At 69.1% G+C, this 18,104-nt stretch carries 17 protein-coding genes and 1 pseudogene; 15 read left to right on the top strand and 3 right to left on the bottom strand.

The annotated features are described in order from the left end of the window. Positions 1-25: 25 nt before the first annotated feature. A complete protein-coding gene (locus BZZ08_RS13365; RefSeq protein WP_104632412.1) occupies positions 26-793 on the top strand; it encodes a hypothetical protein in 768 nt (255 codons plus the stop codon). Next, complete coding sequence (locus tag BZZ08_RS13360; protein ID WP_104632411.1) at positions 790-1,674, top strand: hypothetical protein; 885 nt, start codon at positions 790-792, stop codon at positions 1,672-1,674. The genes BZZ08_RS13365 and BZZ08_RS13360 overlap by 4 nt, the downstream gene beginning before the upstream one ends. A gap of 27 nt (positions 1,675-1,701) precedes the next feature. Here BZZ08_RS13360 and BZZ08_RS39835 read toward each other — a convergent pair whose 3' ends face one another. Further along, positions 1,702-1,836, bottom strand: a complete 135-nt coding sequence (locus BZZ08_RS39835) for a hypothetical protein (protein ID WP_274543267.1) — start codon at positions 1,834-1,836, stop codon at positions 1,702-1,704. Positions 1,837-2,449: 613 nt separating this feature from the next. Between BZZ08_RS39835 and BZZ08_RS13350 the strand changes: the two genes are divergently transcribed. The 12 genes from BZZ08_RS13350 (at position 2,450) to BZZ08_RS13295 (ending at position 11,728) form a co-directional block, all read left to right on the top strand. Then, positions 2,450-3,121, top strand: coding sequence for a hypothetical protein (locus BZZ08_RS13350; RefSeq protein ID WP_198601452.1), 672 nt, complete (start codon positions 2,450-2,452; stop codon positions 3,119-3,121). Next, positions 3,118-4,203 carry a hypothetical protein gene (locus BZZ08_RS13345; protein WP_104632410.1) on the top strand — a complete coding sequence of 362 codons (1,086 nt, stop codon included), beginning with the start codon at positions 3,118-3,120 and terminating at the stop codon, positions 4,201-4,203. The genes BZZ08_RS13350 and BZZ08_RS13345 overlap by 4 nt, the downstream gene beginning before the upstream one ends. A 104-nt stretch (positions 4,204-4,307) precedes the next feature. Next, on the top strand, positions 4,308-4,880 hold the full coding sequence (locus BZZ08_RS13340) for a hypothetical protein (protein WP_133169195.1): 573 nt from the start codon (positions 4,308-4,310) through the stop codon (positions 4,878-4,880). Positions 4,881-5,002: 122 nt separating this feature from the next. Beyond that, positions 5,003-5,302, top strand: coding sequence for a WXG100 family type VII secretion target (locus BZZ08_RS13335; RefSeq protein WP_104632408.1), 300 nt, complete (start codon positions 5,003-5,005; stop codon positions 5,300-5,302). A gap of 4 nt (positions 5,303-5,306) precedes the next feature. Further along, positions 5,307-6,668: a putative T7SS-secreted protein gene (locus tag BZZ08_RS13330; RefSeq protein ID WP_241965463.1), complete on the top strand. Its 1,362-nt coding sequence runs from the start codon at positions 5,307-5,309 to the stop codon at positions 6,666-6,668. 58 nt (positions 6,669-6,726) lie between these two features. Then, the gene (locus tag BZZ08_RS13325) at positions 6,727-7,110 is read left to right on the top strand and encodes a hypothetical protein (protein ID WP_133169194.1); all 384 of its coding nucleotides are present in this window, start codon (positions 6,727-6,729) and stop codon (positions 7,108-7,110) included. Next, positions 7,097-7,753, top strand: a complete 657-nt coding sequence (locus BZZ08_RS13320; protein WP_241965462.1) for a hypothetical protein — start codon at positions 7,097-7,099, stop codon at positions 7,751-7,753. The genes BZZ08_RS13325 and BZZ08_RS13320 overlap by 14 nt, the downstream gene beginning before the upstream one ends. Beyond that, positions 7,750-8,352: a hypothetical protein gene (locus tag BZZ08_RS13315; RefSeq protein ID WP_104632405.1), complete on the top strand. Its 603-nt coding sequence runs from the start codon at positions 7,750-7,752 to the stop codon at positions 8,350-8,352. The genes BZZ08_RS13320 and BZZ08_RS13315 overlap by 4 nt, the downstream gene beginning before the upstream one ends. 111 nt (positions 8,353-8,463) lie before the next feature. Beyond that, a complete protein-coding gene (locus BZZ08_RS13310; protein WP_104632404.1) occupies positions 8,464-8,769 on the top strand; it encodes a hypothetical protein in 306 nt (101 codons plus the stop codon). A 2-nt stretch (positions 8,770-8,771) separates the two neighbouring features. Beyond that, on the top strand, positions 8,772-9,989 hold the full coding sequence (locus tag BZZ08_RS13305; RefSeq protein ID WP_104632403.1) for a hypothetical protein: 1,218 nt from the start codon (positions 8,772-8,774) through the stop codon (positions 9,987-9,989). A gap of 54 nt (positions 9,990-10,043) precedes the next feature. Then, positions 10,044-10,958 carry a hypothetical protein gene (locus tag BZZ08_RS13300; protein ID WP_104632402.1) on the top strand — a complete coding sequence of 305 codons (915 nt, stop codon included), beginning with the start codon at positions 10,044-10,046 and terminating at the stop codon, positions 10,956-10,958. A 53-nt stretch (positions 10,959-11,011) separates the two neighbouring features. Continuing rightward, positions 11,012-11,728 carry a hypothetical protein gene (locus BZZ08_RS13295; RefSeq protein ID WP_198601451.1) on the top strand — a complete coding sequence of 239 codons (717 nt, stop codon included), beginning with the start codon at positions 11,012-11,014 and terminating at the stop codon, positions 11,726-11,728. A gap of 407 nt (positions 11,729-12,135) precedes the next feature. Here BZZ08_RS13295 and BZZ08_RS13290 read toward each other — a convergent pair whose 3' ends face one another. After that, on the bottom strand, positions 12,136-12,438 hold the full coding sequence (locus BZZ08_RS13290) for a WXG100 family type VII secretion target (RefSeq protein WP_016326975.1): 303 nt from the start codon (positions 12,436-12,438) through the stop codon (positions 12,136-12,138). A gap of 286 nt (positions 12,439-12,724) precedes the next feature. Here BZZ08_RS13290 and BZZ08_RS13285 point away from each other — a divergent pair, with 286 nt between their 5' ends. Beyond that, positions 12,725-17,299: an FtsK/SpoIIIE domain-containing protein gene (locus tag BZZ08_RS13285; RefSeq protein WP_104632400.1), complete on the top strand. Its 4,575-nt coding sequence runs from the start codon at positions 12,725-12,727 to the stop codon at positions 17,297-17,299. 75 nt (positions 17,300-17,374) lie between these two features. On the opposite strand, the pseudogene BZZ08_RS39510 reads toward BZZ08_RS13285, so the two are convergent. Then, positions 17,375-18,104 (bottom strand): annotated as a pseudogene (locus tag BZZ08_RS39510) (serine/threonine protein kinase); the annotation flags it as partial.

Here is an 18,104-nt window from a genome sequence, read left to right as displayed (position 1 = left end):
CCTCGGAGCAACGGAGCACCTACCCGTGAACCGCCCCCCATCGGCAGCCCTCGCCGCCCTGTCCCTGCTGTCCCTCACCGCACTCACCGCGTGCGGCGGCTCGGACCCGGACCCGGACCCGGCGGCCGACAAACCGAGGGCGAGCACGTCGTCGTCCTCGCTGAAGGCCCCCTCCCCCGCCGAGCGCCTGGCCACGACGATCGTCACGGAGGCCGACACCGGCGGCTTCAAGGTGGACGAGCCGGACGACGCGTACGCCTTCGCCAAGTCGACGGACGAGGTGACGGTCGTCAAGCCGGTCTGCGCGCCCCTCGCGTACGCCATGAACCAACTGCCCCTCGGCACCCCCGAGGCCGACCTGACCCGGCTGACCTCGGGACCGACGGACGCGCCGACGAAGCTGACGAAGGGTGTCACCTTCACGTACGTCACGCTGGCGTCCTACGCCCCGGGGAAGGCGCGGTCCTCCTTCGCCGACGCGCGAAAGGCCGTGGACGCGTGCGGGGACGGCTTCACCGCCGAGGCGAACGGCAACGAGAGCCCGTACGACTCCGTCACGGCGGAGCAGGTCACCCCGACCGGTGACGAGTCGCTCGGCTTCACGTCCACGATGACCTTCCGCGGCGTCCGGCACGTCCTGCACGGCGAGATCGTCCGCAGCGGCGACGTACTCGCCGTCTACTTCTCGGTCGACGGCATGGCCATCGCCAACGGCAGACCGAGCGACGCGAGGCTGTCGCCGACGGTGGTGAAGGCGCAGAACGGGAAGCTGGCAGGCGGGGCGAGTTCGTGAGCGACATCCGACCGCGGGTGGCGGCGGGCGTCACCGCGGGCCTGCTCGCCCTCGCCCTGACGGTGCTGTTGGCGGTGTCCCGGCCCGAGCTGGTCGAGTGGGCCAGGGCGAAGGCCGAGGAACGGGACCGGACCGGCGAGGCCTCCCTCTTCGCCTGGGCCCTGATCGCGCTGCCCGTCGCCGGGCTGCTGCAGACACTGGTGGCGCGAAGGCGCGGGGCGCGGATCGGCGCGGGCTGGGCCCTGCTGGCCGGTTACTGGCTCCTCGTCCTGCTCCTGGCCCCGGTGGCCTGGTGGGCGGAGGGGCTCTTCCCCTCGACCGACGGTCCCGGCAGGAGCGGCGGCATTTTCGGAGCGGCGATCGTGCTGGTGATCGGCACGCCGGTGTACGCGGTGGTCTCGGGGGCGGTCTTCCGTACGGTGCGGCCTGAGGAAACCCTGGGCGAGCAGGTGCGGGGTCATGCGGCGGGCGTCGTCGTCCTCACGAGCGTCCTGGCCGGTGCCGTCGTGGGCCTGGCCTGCGGACTCGGCTTCCGCTTCCCGGCCGCGGGCGCGCCCGCCCTCGTCCTGCCGGGCGGCATCCTGTGGGGACTGCACGCGGGTGCGGCCCTGGGCTGCTCCGTCGCAGCCCGCCTGCAACCGGCACCCGCCCCACGCCGTACGACGACCTCAACGGCGCTCGCCTTCGCCCGTACGGGTGCGGCCCTCCTCGTCTGCTGCCTGTGCGTGTCCCAGCTGGGCTGGGTGCTGCCGGGGTGGGCGGTCGCGGTGGTCGGGGTTCCGGCGCCGTTCCTGCTGTTCGCGTGCGCGGTGCGGTGGGAGTGGCTGGGGCGGTGGGTGAGTTTGCGGACCGTGGAGCTTCCGAGGCGGGCATTCGTGTGAGCGCGGGCCGGCCGGGCGTGCCGCCGCCTACGGCCGCCGGACGGCACGGCTCTTCCCCTTCCCCTTCTTGCGCAGCTTCCGCAGGCGTTCACGCTCCCGCGCACGGCGCTCTTCGAGGACGGCGCGGCGCCGCCGGTAGGTGAGCCAGCCCACGACGGCCACGCAACCGACGTACACGAGCAGCGCGGGGCCGGTGCCGGGGACGTACGAGCAGTCCGGCTCGTAGGACCGGCAGTTCTTGCCCTGAGGCCGCTGAACAGGTAGAAGACCGGCGCGACGGCAGCCGCACAGCACGCGCCGCGGGCAGCTCTGCGCAGGACCACACCGGACGCAGGCCGCCCCGACAGGGCACCGCCCCACCCGAGGAGGGTGACCAGCCCAAGGACGCCCCCGACGCCCCAGGACCCTCCGGGCAGGTCGTACAGCACGGGCGCGCTCTCGCGTGCGGCCCACCGCGACCCTGCGAACACGCCGACGAGCACCGCCGCTCCGACCAGGACGAACAGCACGAGTCCGACGCCGTCCCGCACCCGGAACCGACGGCTGCGATCCACCGCCCCGTCCATGGGCCGCTCACGCACCGTCATACGCTCGATCCCACCTGCAGCGGTCGCGCCCCCGGACGCCGTGCCACGTGACTCCTCGCCCCTCATTAGCCCCTCGCGTGTCCAGGGCACCGTAGCGATTCCCGAAGCAGTTCACTCTGGCGAAACCGGGAAGCACGCAGATACCGTCAGTAGCCTTGACCGCACTTCTGTCTCACGGGGAGTCCACTGTGAAGCGCCGCTCTTTGCCCGTTGCTGCCGCGCTCGCCGCCTCAGCCGCACTGCTGCTGACGGCCTGCGGGGGCGGGGACGACAAGTCCAGCGACAACGACAAGATCGCGGGGGCGGACCAGGGAACGGAGACTCCGAAGGAGTCGGCGAAGCCCTCGGCGGCACCCGCGGAGGACAAGCCGGATGGCGTCGACGTGTCTCTCCCCAAGGACATGAACCTGGTCTTCGACTGGACCAAGCCGAAGGACGAGAACGAAGCGGCCGCGATGGAGGATGCGGCGAACTACATCCGCGCGATCTATCGCGGCGTCGACAAGCGCACGGCCAAGGACGCCGCCGTGGCCGCATACGCCACCGGCGACGGGCTGCACTACGCCGAGACGCAGATCAGCAGCCGCATCGACGGCGGGTGGACTTCGATCGGCACCCGACGTCACTACGACGTCTCCACTCGATCTGCCTCCAACGGCAACTCGGTGGAGGTCGCCTTTTGCGTGGACTCCAGCAAGTTCTACGGGAAGGAGGTCAAGACCGGGAAGGTCCTCAAGAGCGAGCCCAGCATCGCCGACTTCGACCACTTCGAGATCATCATGGTCAAGTACCCCACGGCCGAACGCCTCTGGCAGGCATCCAAGGTGTTCGTCGAGACGAAGGCGAAGCAGTGCCAGTGAAGGGGGGAGCGCGTACGACACTGGGCGCCGGCACAGCAGCACTGCTGCTGGCCTTCGGCACTGTCGTACTCGGTGCGCCAGTCCACGCCGCGGAACCGACCGGGAACGACCAGGGCGCCGGCGTCAAAGAGGTCGGGGGCCGCAAGGGTTCCAACATCTACGCCGCCGTCCGCATCCAGTACTCCGGATCCGTCGCGCCGAACGGCGGCACTGGAAACGTGACGTCCGCCGACGTCAACTGGACTCCCCCACCCTGCTGGTACGCCCCCTACCTCGGCGCCAAGGACTTCAAGAAGAAGATGTCCGCCGACATCAAAGAGGCCGCGAGCGCACCCGGGATGACGGGGACTCCCGCCGCGGCGATCGGGGAGACGAAGCGCCATTACGAGGACGAGTACGGCTGGACGGACACCCCTGGTTACAAGGACTACAACGTCGCCAAGGACGGCGAGGGCATGTTCTGGGCCGGCGTCGAGAATCCCAACGAGCCCGACTATCTGAAGCGCAACTCCTGCACGGACCTCCCCTTCTGGGTCGACAACGGCGAGGCCCCGCCTCCCCAGTACGAGGAGGCCATCACCCCGGAGATACTCGCCGCCCTCGCGTACCAGCACATGGAGCTGCCCGGCACCGAGGTCACCCTCGCCCCCGCCGGGACCACGAAGGTGAACCTGCCGACCTGGGCCTGGCTCGACAAGGCCGACTTCCACGAGGTGCAGGCCACCGCGGCCATCAACGCCCCCGGCTTCGCCCTCACGGCCACGACCACCGCGAAGCCGGTCTCGCTCAAGCTGGAGCCGGGCGCCCCGGACGCCGAGACGTATCCGGCGTCCGGCGAGTGCACGATCAACGACGACGGCTCCATCGGCGAGCCCTACGCCAAGGGCAAGGCCGACGGAACGCCACCTTGCGGCATCAAGTACCTCCGCTCGTCGGGAGACGGCACCTTCGACCTCCAGGCCACCATCACCTGGGAGATCGCCTGGACCGGCACCGGCGGCGCGGGCGGCGACCTGCCTGACGGCACCTTCCAGAACGCCCAGGCGGTCACGGTCCAGGAGATCCAGGCGGTCAACCGCTGATGAGATCGACAGGGCTCGCGAAGGTCGCGAAGACGCGACTCGGCCTTGAGGCGGACTGTGCCGCCTGGTGTCGGATCAGCAAGATTCCAGAACCGCCCACGGAGATGCGCAGGGCTGCGGGCGGAGCGTCCGTACGCCCTGCGCTCATCCGGCCGCTCGGCATGCTGGGCGTCGCGCTCATAGCCGTCCTCTGGCCCGTCGGGGCGCTCTTGGCGCTGCTCGCTTCGTTGGAGGACTTGGCGGAATGGCTCCTGAGTTCCAAGAAGCGTGCCAGGGCCCGCGCTCGGGCCCTGGACGAGGAGGAGCGGAAGAAGGCCATCAAGGCCCACGCCCTGGACCAGCTCTTCGACGGGGACTGGACGGCGGCGGCCGGACAGTTCCTGCTGCGCTGGTACGGGCACTCGTCACACCCCAAGCGCCTGCTCGTACTGACACCGGACCGCATCGTGCTGGCCGCTCCTCCCAAGCGGGTGTCCGTCCGGCAGGCCGAGCGCATGGTGGTCGTCGCCGAGATTCCCGCCTCGGAAGCCCGGGTGGAGGATCCACTCCTCGGCGTCCACCGAAGCGACAGGCTCCGCATCGTCTTCTCCGACGGATCGTGGCTGACCGTCATCACCGACGAAGAACGCAGCGAGATCCACAAGCACCTCATGCGGCGGCTACGCACCGTGTCCTGAACCGTCGGAGAAGTTCGCGCTGGCGAAACCGCCAACCCCACCACTAACGTCAGACGTCTTGGCCGAACCTTTGCCTCACGGCGCACGGCACAGTCAGATCGAACACGGGGGAAGGACACTGCATGGGCGAGCCGGACCTGACGGTCGACTACGACTTTCTCGCGGATTGCGAGCGTAAGCTCGGCCAGCTCAAGAAGACCTTCGAGGACATCGAGAGCCGCCGGGACGACATGAAGGAGCACTGGGGGTCCGGTGCCGTCGCCGGAGCCATGGAGGACTTCGTCGACAACTGGGACGACTACCGCACCAAGCTCGTCGAGTCGATCGAATCGGTCGGCAAGCTCGTGGCCGGCAGCAAGAAGGCATTCGAGGACCTCGACGAGCAGCTGGCCAAGAAGGACAAGAAGAAGCAGAAGAAGTGACGCCATGACACCGACATCCACGCGCCGTCCGGTGGACTGGCAGCCGCTCTGCGACTCCGATCCCGTACCCGGTGATCCGGAGGAGATCCGCGCCGAGGTCAAGCACATGATCTCGGTGGCCAAGAAGCTCCGGGACCAGGCCAAGAACCTCAAGGCGATCAGCGACGACGAGACGCTCAAGGGCAAGTACGTGAAGGCCCTGCGCGAGCAGTCATCGACGCTGGAGAAGCACATGCGGGAGGTGGCCGGCCGGTACGAGCGGGTGCACGGCCACCTGACCAAGTGGTCGAACGAGCTGGAGGACTTCCAGGGCGACGCCGACGAGATCCTGCGCCAGGCCAAGGAGAAGCAGGGGGAGGTCGATGCCGAGAAGGCCAAGAAAGCCGCCTCGGAGGACAAGGACGTCCCGCACGCGTCGCCCAGCGGCACCAGTCCCGTCGACGACCCCCTCCAGTCGTACCGCACCCGGCTGCACACTCTCACCGGCGACCGGGACTCCCGCGCCAACCACCATGCGGGGAAGATCCGCGACGAGATCGACGACGTGATCGAGGACTCGTGGTGGGACGACGTCAAGGGGTGGATGCACGACAACGCGGACTGGATCAAGAAGGTTCTGGACGGGATGGGGTGGGTCGCGACCATCGCGGGAATCGTCGCCATCTGGATCCCCGGACTGAACTTCCTGGTCCTCGGCATCGCCGTACTGACCATCCTGACCAGATCCCTACTGGTCGCCTCCGGGGACGCCTCCTGGACCGACCTCGCCTTCGACGTCGGCGGCCTGCTCCTGATGGGCATCGGCCGAGGGGGCATCACCGCGCTCAAGGGCGCGAACAAGGCAGCCTCCACGGCCGCGCAGACCAGCAGGACCGCCGGTCTCAAGGCGGGGCTCCGGTCGCACAAGGGGATGCTGAACGACCTGAGCCGGGCCATGGCCGGCGCGCAGGACGACGTGTCCCGGAAGTTCTTCTCCGATCTGCGCCACTTCACGCTGAAGAAGATCTCCCGCGAGGCAGGACTGGTCACCAAGGGACCCACCGCGGTGTCGACGCTCGGCAAATGGAAGCACCTGGGCGATGACGAGGCCGCCGGCCTCTTCGGACAGCTCCGTGCGAACAAGGGGGCCTTCCCCGGTGCCGTGTCGGGCGGCACCACCACGCTCGGAAACCTGGGCTACGGGGCCGCCATGACCGCCGGGTACGGTGGCATGGCCGTGGACGTCATGGACAAGTCCCTGAGCAAGAGCGACTCGGTGGGGTGGCTGGCCGAACACGGTCTGCTTCCCGGAGACAAGCCCTACAACGACGACTACAACACCTGGAAGGAAAGCGGCTGGATGCCGGCACCGGACACCCACTGGTGATCAAGCGGGCAGAGCGCCGTTGAACGGTCGGGCGCACACGGCAGGGAGAGCGGGAGACATGGCAGGTTCGGTCAGAGAACAGTTGGGCACAGGCGCGAACTTCAGGGTCCGGGTGACCATCATCGGCGCCCTGGTGTCGATCGTCCCGCTGATCGGCATCGCACTGCTGCTTCCCGATTCCGGCCGGGACATCCTGTTCTGGATCTACTGGATCCTGCTTGCGGGCTGCCTCCTGAACCTGCTCTGGATCCTGATCAAGAACCCGGTGCCGAGTGCGCGACCGCCCCTGCTGACGCGTGACCTCGCCATGGGCTGGGCGCTGCTGCTGCCGAGCCTGTTCACTTCCTTCTGGCCGGGCATCGTCGGAGCCCCGCTGTTCACCGTGCTGGTCGGTGCGACGTCGGTCGCGGAGAGGGTCAGGAACCGCAGTGCCGTCTCGTGAGAACACCGTGGACGACCCGGAGACAACGGACTCCGGGCGCGTCCCGACCGGCTTCAATCTCGTTCCGCCGCCCGGCTGGGACACCATTCCGCTGCAGGCCGGTACGAAGGACGCCATCCAGCGGATCGTGCGCACCTCGGTGTCTCAACTCCCGGCCGGCTTCCCCAAGGACGACATACCCAAGGCCCGGATGCAGCTCGTCAAGGAGCTGAAGCAGGCGGTCCGCAAGGCCCGCGACTCCAACGGGCTGACGCTGTACCTCCCCGTGGAGCGCGTGCACGGAATGCTCATCCCGGCCTCGTTCATCGCCTCCGAACCGCTGGCTTCACCGACGGGCAACGCGAAGCACGAGTCGGTACTGGTCGACCTCGCGCGGGACGCCGATGACGCCTCGGCGCGCGAACTGGACGGTACGGCCGCCGTCCGCACCCTGAGCAAGCTGCCCGCCGATCCCGACCGAGGGGTCGAGGTCCCTTCCTGGCGTGTGCAGTACGCCGTGCCGATCCCGCACAGCGCCCCGGCCAAGTGGCTGACGTTCTCCTTCAGCACACTGGTCGCCCCCGACATGGACACCGAGTTCACCGAGACACTGGTCGAACTGTTCGACGCCGTGATGACCACCTTCCGCTGGAGCCACACATGATGATCGTCGACACGGACGCTGACCCGGCACTCTGGTTCCACATGCCCCTGAGGCTCGGCAAGTCGGAGTTCGCCGAGTGGCTGGACCTCCAGTTGGAGGCGATCGGCCTACTCCACCAGCGCAAACTCACCTGGCGCGAGAAGCGGCAGATGAAGAAGTTCCTGGAGGGCTCGGCGGCCATGCTGGGACACCGCGTCGAGGCGGACCAGGCGTTCATCTTCGGCCCCATGCCGCCGCAGGCGGCCCCGCTGGTGTTCTTCGCCAAGCAGTTCGCCTGCGACGAGGAACACAGCGAGCTGCACCTGAGCATGCTCGCGGAGCCGGATCCAGGCACCGCGGAGGCCAGCGAGCGAGTGGAGACGACGCCCTTCGACTCCCCTCACCTCGGAACCGGCCTGCGCTGCCTGCGCAGCTGGACGGCCCCCGAGGGCCACCTGATGCTTTCCGTCAGCTACGCGTGGAACGACCCGTCCAACAACATCGATCTGCTCCTCAAGGGTCACTACGACGACCCGGCCCTCCTGGAGGCGTCCTTCGACGCGATCGACGACTTCGCAAGGAGCGTGCGGCTGCGGAAGCCGTCCGAGTACGAGGGCTGACCCAGGCCGGCGGCCCGGCGACACTTGACCAGTTCGCGGTGGCGAAATCAGGCGGCTGATCGATACGGTCAGTGAGCTTGACCCCAACGCCCGGAGGGACCCGACCGCCGCATGAGCGATCTGACACTCGACGACACCATCTTCCAGCACCTGAAGGAGACGTTCTCCACCATCAGCGACCGCATGGAAGCCACGCGCCGGACGTTGCGCGGCGCCGACGCCTCGGCTGTCGGTGAACCGAAACTCATCGACGACGTCCAGGACTTCGCGGACGAGTGGAGCTACGGGATCAAGCAGCTGGGCAAGCACACGCAAGGCGCCGTGAAGATGATCAACCACATCGGCGACACGTTCGGCGACCTCGACCTGGAGCTGGCCGAGTCCCTCAAAGCCGCCAAGGCCAAGAAGGGGAAGTAGACGTGGCCGGTACGCGTCCCGCGTTCCCGAACATAGGCTGGGACCCCACCCCTGGAGATGTCGAGGACACCCGCGACCTCGCCAAGAAGCTCGGTGGTCTGGCCAGTGACCTGGGCACCGCGGTGAGAGAACTCGAGCGCATCGAATGCGGCGCCTGGAAGGGCAAGACCGCGATCGCGTTCACCGAGTACATAGGCGAGGACGTCACCCCGCTCATCCGCAAGAGCTTCGAGTCGTTCGACAAGGCCTCACGCGCGTTGCACCGGTGGTCCAACGAGCTGAAGGAGTTCCAGGACGAGGCGAACCGGCTGGAGAAGTCGGCCGGCGAGAAGCTCGACGCGAGGTCCGACGCCGAGGCCAAGGCAGACGGCAAGGGCAGCAAGGAACTCGGCGAGGCGTCCAGCGCGGTCGACGGAGTCATCCAGAAGGTCCACGACCTGGAGGAACGTTTCAGGGAAGCGGCCCGCAACATCGGCAAGGAGCTGGACAAGGCCGCCGACATCGCGCCCAACGAGCCCGGCTTCTGGGACAAACTCGGCAAGGGCATCGCCGACGCCTGGGACGCCACCGGCGACTGGCTGAAGGAACACGCCGACCTGATCAAGGCGATCGGCGACGTGCTGAGCGACATCACGGCAGTACTCGGCATGCTGGCCATCGTGACCCTTCCGTTCCCTCCCCTCTCAGCGATCTTCGGAACGGCCGCACTCATCGGCGCCGGGTTGTCACTGGCGACTCATGGGGTGGCGAAGGCGGCAGGTGCCGACGTGGGCTGGGCACAAATCGGTCTCGACGCCGTGGGGTTGCTGCCGGGCATCGGCATGCTCGGCAAGGGAGCGAAGGTCGTCGGTGCAGCCAAGGCGGCCACTACCGCGAGCAGACTGGGCAAAGGATTCAAGGCCACCGAAATCGGTAGGGCGCGCGTGGTGCTTTCCTTCGGCAAGGAGTCCGCCAATATCACTGGGGGCCTGGGCAAGGCAGGCCTGGTGAAGATCGGCGGCCTCTCCGACGAGGTCTTCGAGGTCGCGCACTCGACCAGCGGCCTGATGTCGCGCATGGGCGGCCTGTCCTACGCCGGTTACCACCCGGGTCAGTTGATCGGAACCAAGGGCGCGAACCTGATACCGGGAGTGAATCTGGAACCCTTCAGTGCGGCCGGGATAGCGCTGGACGCCGGCCTCAAGGTCGCCCCGAAGATCTACGGGCACCTGAGTGACTGATATTCCGGAGGAACGCATTACCGCCATGCCCGCTATGGAGAAGGAACGACGGCCATGACTCTCTGGCTACCCCCGCGGGGGGAGACTCTTCTCGCTCGCGCCCCCGTCGTGTTCGCCTCCGGCGCGGCGATGCGCGTCAGGGGAAAGCGTTGGTTCCGCGACACAGAGCGCAAAGACATCCAGGGGCAACTGCCCGGCTGGCCGGAAGGACCCGTCTACACGGCGCGGTCGGCGCCGAAGGCCACCGCGCTGAACACGCTCAAGGGCACGGCGATCGCTGCGGTCACCCTGGCATGGGGAGCGCTGTCCTCCCAAGGCGGGAGCGTTGGCGGGCCGTCCGGGGGGACCGGTGCAGACATCTCTGACGACCGTGCGGACGAGGTCGAGGATTTCCCGGTCATCTGGGCCGCCCCGGACACCACGGCTCGGACCCTGCCGTGGCAGTTGGACCCGGGTCGGTCCTCGCCCGATCACTACCGCACGCACGCGGTCGTCACGGACCGTCGCTTGGTGATCGTTGGCTTCCCGTACGTCAAGGGAGACGACACCCTCATCGACGACGAACCTCTGTGGGAGATTGGGCGGTCCGGCATCAAGAGCGTGGAACTGCGGGACTTCAAAGTCGGCAACGACGTGAAAATTGTTTTCACGGACGGTTCGTGGGGCAGGTTCAGCAGCGTGAAACGAGAGAGACTGACTCGTTATCTCATCGAGCCGCTCGACTTCATCCCTCTCGGTTCTCTGACAACCGCTCAACGGGAAACTGCGGAGCGGTTCGCATCGACACGGGCGCCGGATTCCCAGGCGCCGCTCGTCAAGCGGAACGCATGCGGCTGCTTTCGCATCGAGGTAATCGCTCCCAGTACAGTAGACGCCTTTTTCGGACACTCCGGCATGAACACCGTCATGAACACAGAGGGCACCGAACTCGAACTGACTGAATATCACCCGGACGACTTTCTCACCTGACAGGGACACACGGTGCGTGCCTCACACCGGACGAGAACGGCACAATATTTCATATGACGTCTGACATATCCATTCCACAGGCCGTACCGGGCACGGACGGCCTTCCGCCCCTCTGGTTCGTCGCCCCGGAGGGGTTCTTCGCCCTTCCACTGGACGCCACTCCGGAGGGACGCGCGGAGCGCGCATCAGCGCTGGTACGGGAGTTGTACTCCCGCGGTGATGAAAGCATCTGGGAATCTGCTGCCCCGTACTACGCGGCCATGGGGGAACTGATGGCGTCTACTGGGCTCTCTTACTCCGCCCTGGGCCTCTTCTCCACCGCCGAACACGACACGACCTCGGACACCGACGAGGAGAGGCGTTACGAACCTGCCGAGGGGGTCGCCCACTGCGCCTTCACCGTGGGAATCATCCCGACCGACCATTCCGAGGAAGACACCGATGTGGTCGCGCAGGGCATCCTGGCGACTCTGTCCGGCGACCCGTACAACAACGCCATCTGGGTCGATCTCCCCTGCGGCCCGGCGGTCTCCTGCATCACCTTGCGCGAGTACCCTCTCAACCCCGAGGCCACGAACGACTCCAAGGAGACGAAGCTTCTCACTGGCCAGATTCAGGTGCACGTCCCCTTTCCCACAGGTCCGTACACGGCGGTGTTCACCCTCAACACACCGTCCATGGACTACTGGACCGAGATCTACCACTTGATGTCAGCCATTCTCCGGACCGTGTCGTTCGACGATCCTCTCGCCCAGAATTCTTCGGGGTGACCGTCCGAGATATCGATGTCACACCCTTCTTCATCCAGCACGAGTCTCACTTCAGAGGCCCCGAAGGCAGCAGCGAGCCGTTCGGGCAGAGTCTTGGAAGTTTTCCAGTCCTGCCGCACCGATCTCTGCGCGTGGAATCTGCCAGAGAACTTCATCGTCGACCGAGCAGTGAAGGACGGACCCTCTGGCCACCCCGGAAGCTCGTGCTGGATGTCGTTGCGCTCCGTGTCAGGGAGACCGGCGCGTCCTTCATGCCTGTGGCGCCGCACCGGTCGCGAAGGTGACGGGCGCGCGCGCCAGCAGCATTTCGCGGGGTGCTGGCGGCGATACGGTCGCGAAGAGCGGCCCCCGGAACCAGGTTCCGGGGGCCGCTCCCGGCGGGGATGTGCACGCCTACCGGCGAGGAGTCACTTGCTCCGCGCCTGCTTGGCCAGTTCGTCGTCGATCTGCTCGAACTTGTCGGCCGCCATGGTGAGATAGTCGCCCATGCCGTCGAGGCCGTCGAGGGTGTCCTTGGCACCGCGGGTGAACTCGTCGAAGTTGTCGTCGAAGGCCTTGGAGGAGGACTTCGTGACGTAGCCCGACTCGACCAGGTTCGCGATGTACTTGCGGAGGCCGTCGAGCTTCTCCTGGAGCTTTTCCTTCTCCTTCACGACATGCTTGGCGGCATCCCGCATGTCCTGATATGTGATGTCAAGGTCTTTGGGCATGAAGCCGCTTCCTCTCACAACGCCGCAGGGCCAACCCCCGTGGCTCCTCGTTTGCGGATCGAACCGGCGCACCGGTCACACCGGTCGGATGTAACGACCGGTGTGATCGTCCGCTCTTGATGCAGCAGCTTACGGGGGAGGCCACTGGTGTCACATCCCTGCGTTGCCAAGGGGAACGTCCGGTCACCGCCCTGTTGCAGGACCGCGACACCCAGCGGATATCGTCGCCTGGACTGTGAGCCGTGGTGTGGAAGCGGCCGCAGGGGCTCGCCTGGGGAGGACAAGCGTGCGACTGACTCTGACCGTCGTCGATCCGTACGGCGGGGGCTCCGCCGACGTCGTGCTCGACGCGGACCCCGAGTCCACCGTCGGGGACATCGCCGAGGAGCTGGCCAGGCAGGTCGGGGTCGCGGGCGCGCAGGTCATTCCCATCGGGCATCAGGGCCAGGCGGGCGCCGGCGGTGCGCCGCTCGTCTACGTCGACGGGTACGCCGTCGATCCGTCCGCCACGGTCGTCGGGTCGCCGTTGCGCGAGGGCGCGGTCGTCAGTCTCCAGGATCCGTCCGGGTGTCTGCCCGGGGAGCCCACCGGGCTCGTGGAGTTGCGGGTCGTCGGCGGGCCGGGGGCCGGGTTCGTGCACCGGCTCGGGGTGGGGAAGTACGACATCGGGAGCGGTCCGGCCGCGTACGTCCGTATCGAGGATCCCGAGGTCGACGCCCGTGCCCTCACCCTCTCCGTCGCCACCGACGGGACCTGCAAGGTCGCCGTGCACGGTGACAAGGAGGGCGTCACCCTCGACGGGGAGCCCGTCAAGGACCGGGACGGGGACGACTGGCCGCTCGGGGGGCAGATAGCGGTCGGGAACTCGCTGGTCGAGCTGGCCCGGTACGCGCCGCCCAACGCCGCGCTCAAGTGGTCCGAGGACGGGGTGGGACTGGACTACAACCGGCCGCCCCGGCTGCGTCCGGCCGAACGGCAGACCAACTTCCGGCTGCCCTCGCCGCCCCGCGAGTACGAGGCCCGGCCGCTGCCCTGGCTGATGGCGCTGACGCCGCTCGTCGGTGCCGTGGTGGCCGTGGCGGTGTTCGGGCGCTGGTACTACCTGATCATGGCGGGGCTCAGTCCGATCCTGCTGTTCGCCAACTACTTCAACGACAAGAAGCACGGGCGCAAGTCCCATGCCAAGCAGGTCAAGGAGTACGAGGAGCAGAAGGCGCGGATCGAGAAGGACGCGCAGGACGCGCTGGTCGCCGAGCGGAACGACCGGCGGCAGGCCATTCCCGACCCGGCGGTCGTCCTGTCCATCGGGACCGGGCCGCGGACGCGGCTCTGGGAGCGGCGGCGGACCGATCGTGATCACCTGCTGCTTCGGGTGGGGACCGGGCGACTGCCGTCCGAGGTCGTGCTCGACGACCCGGAGCAGGACGACCACCGGCGTCAGGTCACCTGGAAGATCGAGGACGCGCCCGTCGCACTGTCGCTGCGCGGCCTCGGGGTCGTCGGCATCGCGGGGCCCGGGGACTCGGCGCGGGCGCTGGGGCGGTGGGCCGTCGCGCAGACCGCCGCGCTGCACAGTCCGATGGACGTGCAGTTCTACGTGCTGAGCGAGAACTCAGCGCAGAGCGAGTGGGACTGGGTGCGGTGGCTGCCGCACGCGCGGCCCTCCGGGGGCCAGGACGTCAACCTCCTCATCGGCACCGACGCCGAGACCGTCGGCGCCCGCATCGGCGAGCTGACGCAGATCCTCGACGCCCGCAAGAAGGCCGCCGAGCAGAAGGGCGGCGGCGCGCAGGGGTCCAGTTTCGCCGATCCGGACATCGTGGTGGTGTGGGACGGCTCGCGGCGGTTGCGGTCGCTGCCCGGCGTCGTACGGCTGTTGCGCGAGGGGCCGGCGGTGTCGATGTTCGCCGTCTGCCTCGACGCCGAGGAGCGGTTCCTGCCGGGCGAGTGCCAGGCGTTCGTCGTCGCCGAGCCCAAGGCCGAGGAGGACGGGGGCCGGCGGCAGGCCGAACAGCAGCCCGCGCGCCAGGTCGCCGGAGGGTTCCCGTCCTTCCAGGCGTGGCACGCCAACTCCCCCGCCGAGCCCGAGCAGCGGGCCCGTACCGAGAAGCTGCGGCTGCGGGTCGAGGAGGCGGGGGTCGAGCGGATCACGGACGTACGGCCCGACTTCGTCACGCCCGCCTGGTGCCTGCGGCTGGCGCGTTCGCTGTCCGCGCTGCGCGACATCAGCGGCGAGACCGAGGACTCGGCGCTGCCCGGCGCCAGCCGGCTGCTCGACGTGCTCCAGTTGGAGCCGCCGACGGCCGACGCGATCGGCGCGCGGTGGCGGATGGGCGGCCAGTCGACGATGGCCGTCGTCGGCGAGTCGTACGACGGCCCGTTCGGCATCGACATGCGCAAGGACGGGCCGCACGGCCTCATCGCCGGTACGACCGGTTCCGGTAAGTCGGAGCTGCTGCAGACCATCGTGGCGGCCCTCGCCGTCGCGAACACGCCCGAGAACATGACCTTCGTGCTCGTCGACTACAAGGGCGGGTCCGCGTTCAAGGACTGCGTGAAGCTGCCGCACACCGTCGGCATGGTGACCGACCTCGACGCGCACCTGGTCGAGCGGGCGCTGGAGTCGCTGGGGGCCGAGCTGAAGCGGCGCGAGCACATCCTCGCCGCCGCCGACGCCAAGGACATCGAGGACTACCAGGATCTCGTCAGGCGCGACCCCTCGCACGCTCCGGTGCCCCGGCTGCTCATCGTGATCGACGAGTTCGCCTCCATGGTGCGGGACCTGCCGGACTTCGTGACCGGGCTCGTCAACATCGCCCAGCGAGGGCGTTCGCTCGGCATCCACCTGCTGCTCGCCACGCAGCGGCCCAGCGGTGTGGTCTCCCCCGAGATCCGCGCCAACACCAACCTCCGGATCGCGCTGCGCGTGACCGACGGCGGCGAGTCGTCGGACGTCATCGACTCGCCCGAGGCCGGGCACATCTCCAAGAACACCCCGGGCCGCGCCTACGTGCGCCTCGGCCACTCCTCCCTGGTCCCCTTCCAGTCGGGGCGCGTCGGTGGCCGTCGGCCCGGCGCCGCCGACCCCACCGCGCTCGCGCCCTGGGTGGGGCCGCTGGGCTGGGAGGACCTGGGCCGGGCGGCGCTGACCAAGCCGAAGACCGAGTCCCGCGAGGACGACGAGATCACCGACCTCAAGGTGCTGGTCGACGCGGTGCGCGAGGCCAACCGGTCGATGGGCATCCCCGCCCAGCACAGCCCCTGGCTGCCGGCGTTGGACGAGATGCTGCTGCTGGACGAGATCGAGGTGCCGGCGCTCGCCGGTGCCGCCCCGGGCAAGCTGCCGCCCGCCCCGTACGGCATCGAGGACCTGCCTTCCGACCAGGCCCGCCGCCCGGTCGTCGTCGACTTCGCGAGCTTCGGGCACCTGATGATCGGCGGTGCTCCGCGCAGCGGCCGTTCCCAGGTGCTGCGCACCATCGCGGGCTCGCTGGCCCGCACCCACTCCACCGCCGACGTCCACCTGTACGGCATCGACTGCGGCAACGGCGCCCTGAACGCGCTGACCCGGCTGCCGCACTGCGGCGCGGTGGTGGGCCGCAACCAGACCGAGCGGGTCGTACGGCTCGTCAACCGGCTCAAGGGCGAGCTGTCGCGCCGTCAGGACCTGCTGGCCGACGCCGGGTTCGCGGACATCGGTGAGCAGCGGGCCTCCGTGGCGGAGAGCGAGCGGCTGCCGCACATCGTCGTGCTCCTCGACCGCTGGGAGGGGTGGGTGCCCACCCTCGGCGAGGTCGACCACGGGTCGCTGACCGACGAGTTGCAGACGATGATGCGCGAGGGCGCCAGCGTCGGCATCCACCTGGTCCTGACCGGTGACCGCACGCTGCTCGTGGGCCGCATCGCGACCCTCACCGAGGACAAGTACGGCCTGCGGCTGGCCGACCGCAGCGACTTCGCCTCGCTCGGCATCCCCACCCGCAAGGTGCCCGAGGAGATCCCGCCGGGCCGCGCCTTCCGCAACGAGGCGGGTACGGAGACGCAGTTCGCGCTGCTCTCCGAGGACACCACCGGCCAGGGCCAGGCGGCGGCGATCTCCGCGATCGGCGAGGCCGCCGCCGCGCGCGACGCCGACGTGCCGCGCGCCCGGCGTCCGTTCCGCGTCGACAGCCTGCCCAGCCGGATCTCCTTCCCCGAGGCCTGGGAGATGCGGGACCCGGAGGCGTCCCGTTCCAAGCTGTGGGCGCTGATCGGCATCGGTGGCGACGAGATCGTCGGCTTCGGCCCCGACCTGGCCGACGGCGTGCCGTCCTTCGTCATCGCGGGACCGGCCAAGTCGGGCCGCTCCACGGTGCTGATGAACGTCGCCCAGTCGCTCCTCGCCCAGGGCACCCGGCTGGTCGTGGCGGCGCCCCGCCAGTCGCCGGTGCGCCAACTGGAGGGCGCGGAGGGCGTGCTGAAGGTCTTCACCGGGGACGACATCGACGAGGACGAGTTCGAGGAGCTGATCGACGGGGCGAGCCTGGAGGAGCCCATCGCCGTCCTCGTCGACGACGGCGAGATCCTGGAGGACTGCGACGCCGAGAGTCAGATGAAGAAGATCGTCTCCCGGGGGGCCGAACGCGGCCTCGCCCTCGTCATCGCCGGTGACGAGGAGGACGTGTGCAGCGGCTTCTCCGGCTGGCAGGTGGACGCCAAGAAGGCCCGCCGCGGCATCCTGCTCTCCCCGCAGGAGTCCTCCAGCGGCGACCTCATCGGCCTGCGCGTCTCGCGCCAGATGGTCGGCGGCCAGGTCACGCCGGGCAAGGGCATGCTGCACCTGGGCGACGGGGAGCTGCGTACGGTCGTGGTGCCGGGCTGAGCCGGTGGACGGCGGGGCCCCCGCGTCCCACGGGCGGGGGCCGTCACCGCGGTCCTCGCCCTCCTGCCGCCCCGGCTACCCGATCTTCGACAGCCGTGCCTCCGGTCGTCCCGACTCCTCGCTCTTCGAGGCGTAGTCGAGGTCGTCGCCGACCGGGGTGAAGGTGACGGTGGTGGGGGCGGGGTTGCAGCCGTCGTGGTTGCCCTCGGCGCCGACGGACCCGGCGACGATCTGCTTCTCCGTCACCTTCTTGAGGGTGATCACGTCGACGCAGACGCCGCCCAGCGGGTCGGTCTGGCGGAGCCTGCCCAGCTCCTGGCCGGCCGTCGCCTGCTTGATGGTGATCCGGAAGGTGCCCAGCGGCAGCTTGCCGTCCAGGGCGGCGGCCTGCCCCTCCCAGGTGCCGACGTAGCGTGCGGGCAGCCCGCCGGGGGTGGCGGCGGGCGGCTCGTGGGCGCCGTCGTCGCTCCCCGCGTTGTGCGCGTCGTCGCCCGAGCCCGGCAGCAGGTCCAGGACGAACACCGAGCCCACCGTCACCGCCGCCAGCGCTCCGGCCACCGCCAGCGCCACGGTGCAGCTGATCCGCCGCCCGCGCCTCTGGGCGCCCTGCGTCGAGGTCGCCGCGACGGAGAGGGCGAGCCTGCCGGACGGGTGCCCCGCGCCCGGCCCCAGGCCCCCCGGCCCGGCACCGGCAGCGCTACCCGGCCCGGGGTCCCTCGGGCCGGGGACGGACGAGGGCGAGGCCGACGCCGGGGACGGGGGCGACGCCGACGGCGCCGTGGGCGTCGGCATCACCGGCGGGGGG

This window comes from Streptomyces sp. MH60 (assembly GCF_002939385.1).
GTDB lineage: Bacteria > Actinomycetota > Actinomycetes > Streptomycetales > Streptomycetaceae > Streptomyces.
This window is presented reverse-complemented; position numbering and strand designations above follow the sequence as displayed.

Coding starts and splice junctions, on each gene's coding strand:
- BZZ08_RS13310 (WP_104632404.1), top strand. CDS start 8,464: ATGAGCGATCTGACACTCGACGACACCATCTTCCAGCACCTGAAGGAG.
- BZZ08_RS13330 (WP_241965463.1), top strand. CDS start 5,307: ATGACACCGACATCCACGCGCCGTCCGGTGGACTGGCAGCCGCTCTGC.
- BZZ08_RS13315 (WP_104632405.1), top strand. CDS start 7,750: ATGATGATCGTCGACACGGACGCTGACCCGGCACTCTGGTTCCACATG.
- BZZ08_RS13300 (WP_104632402.1), top strand. CDS start 10,044: ATGACTCTCTGGCTACCCCCGCGGGGGGAGACTCTTCTCGCTCGCGCC.
- BZZ08_RS13335 (WP_104632408.1), top strand. CDS start 5,003: ATGGGCGAGCCGGACCTGACGGTCGACTACGACTTTCTCGCGGATTGC.
- BZZ08_RS13325 (WP_133169194.1), top strand. CDS start 6,727: ATGGCAGGTTCGGTCAGAGAACAGTTGGGCACAGGCGCGAACTTCAGG.
- BZZ08_RS13295 (WP_198601451.1), top strand. CDS start 11,012: ATGACGTCTGACATATCCATTCCACAGGCCGTACCGGGCACGGACGGC.
- BZZ08_RS13290 (WP_016326975.1), bottom strand. CDS start 12,438: ATGCCCAAAGACCTTGACATCACATATCAGGACATGCGGGATGCCGCC.
- BZZ08_RS13340 (WP_133169195.1), top strand. CDS start 4,308: ATGCGCAGGGCTGCGGGCGGAGCGTCCGTACGCCCTGCGCTCATCCGG.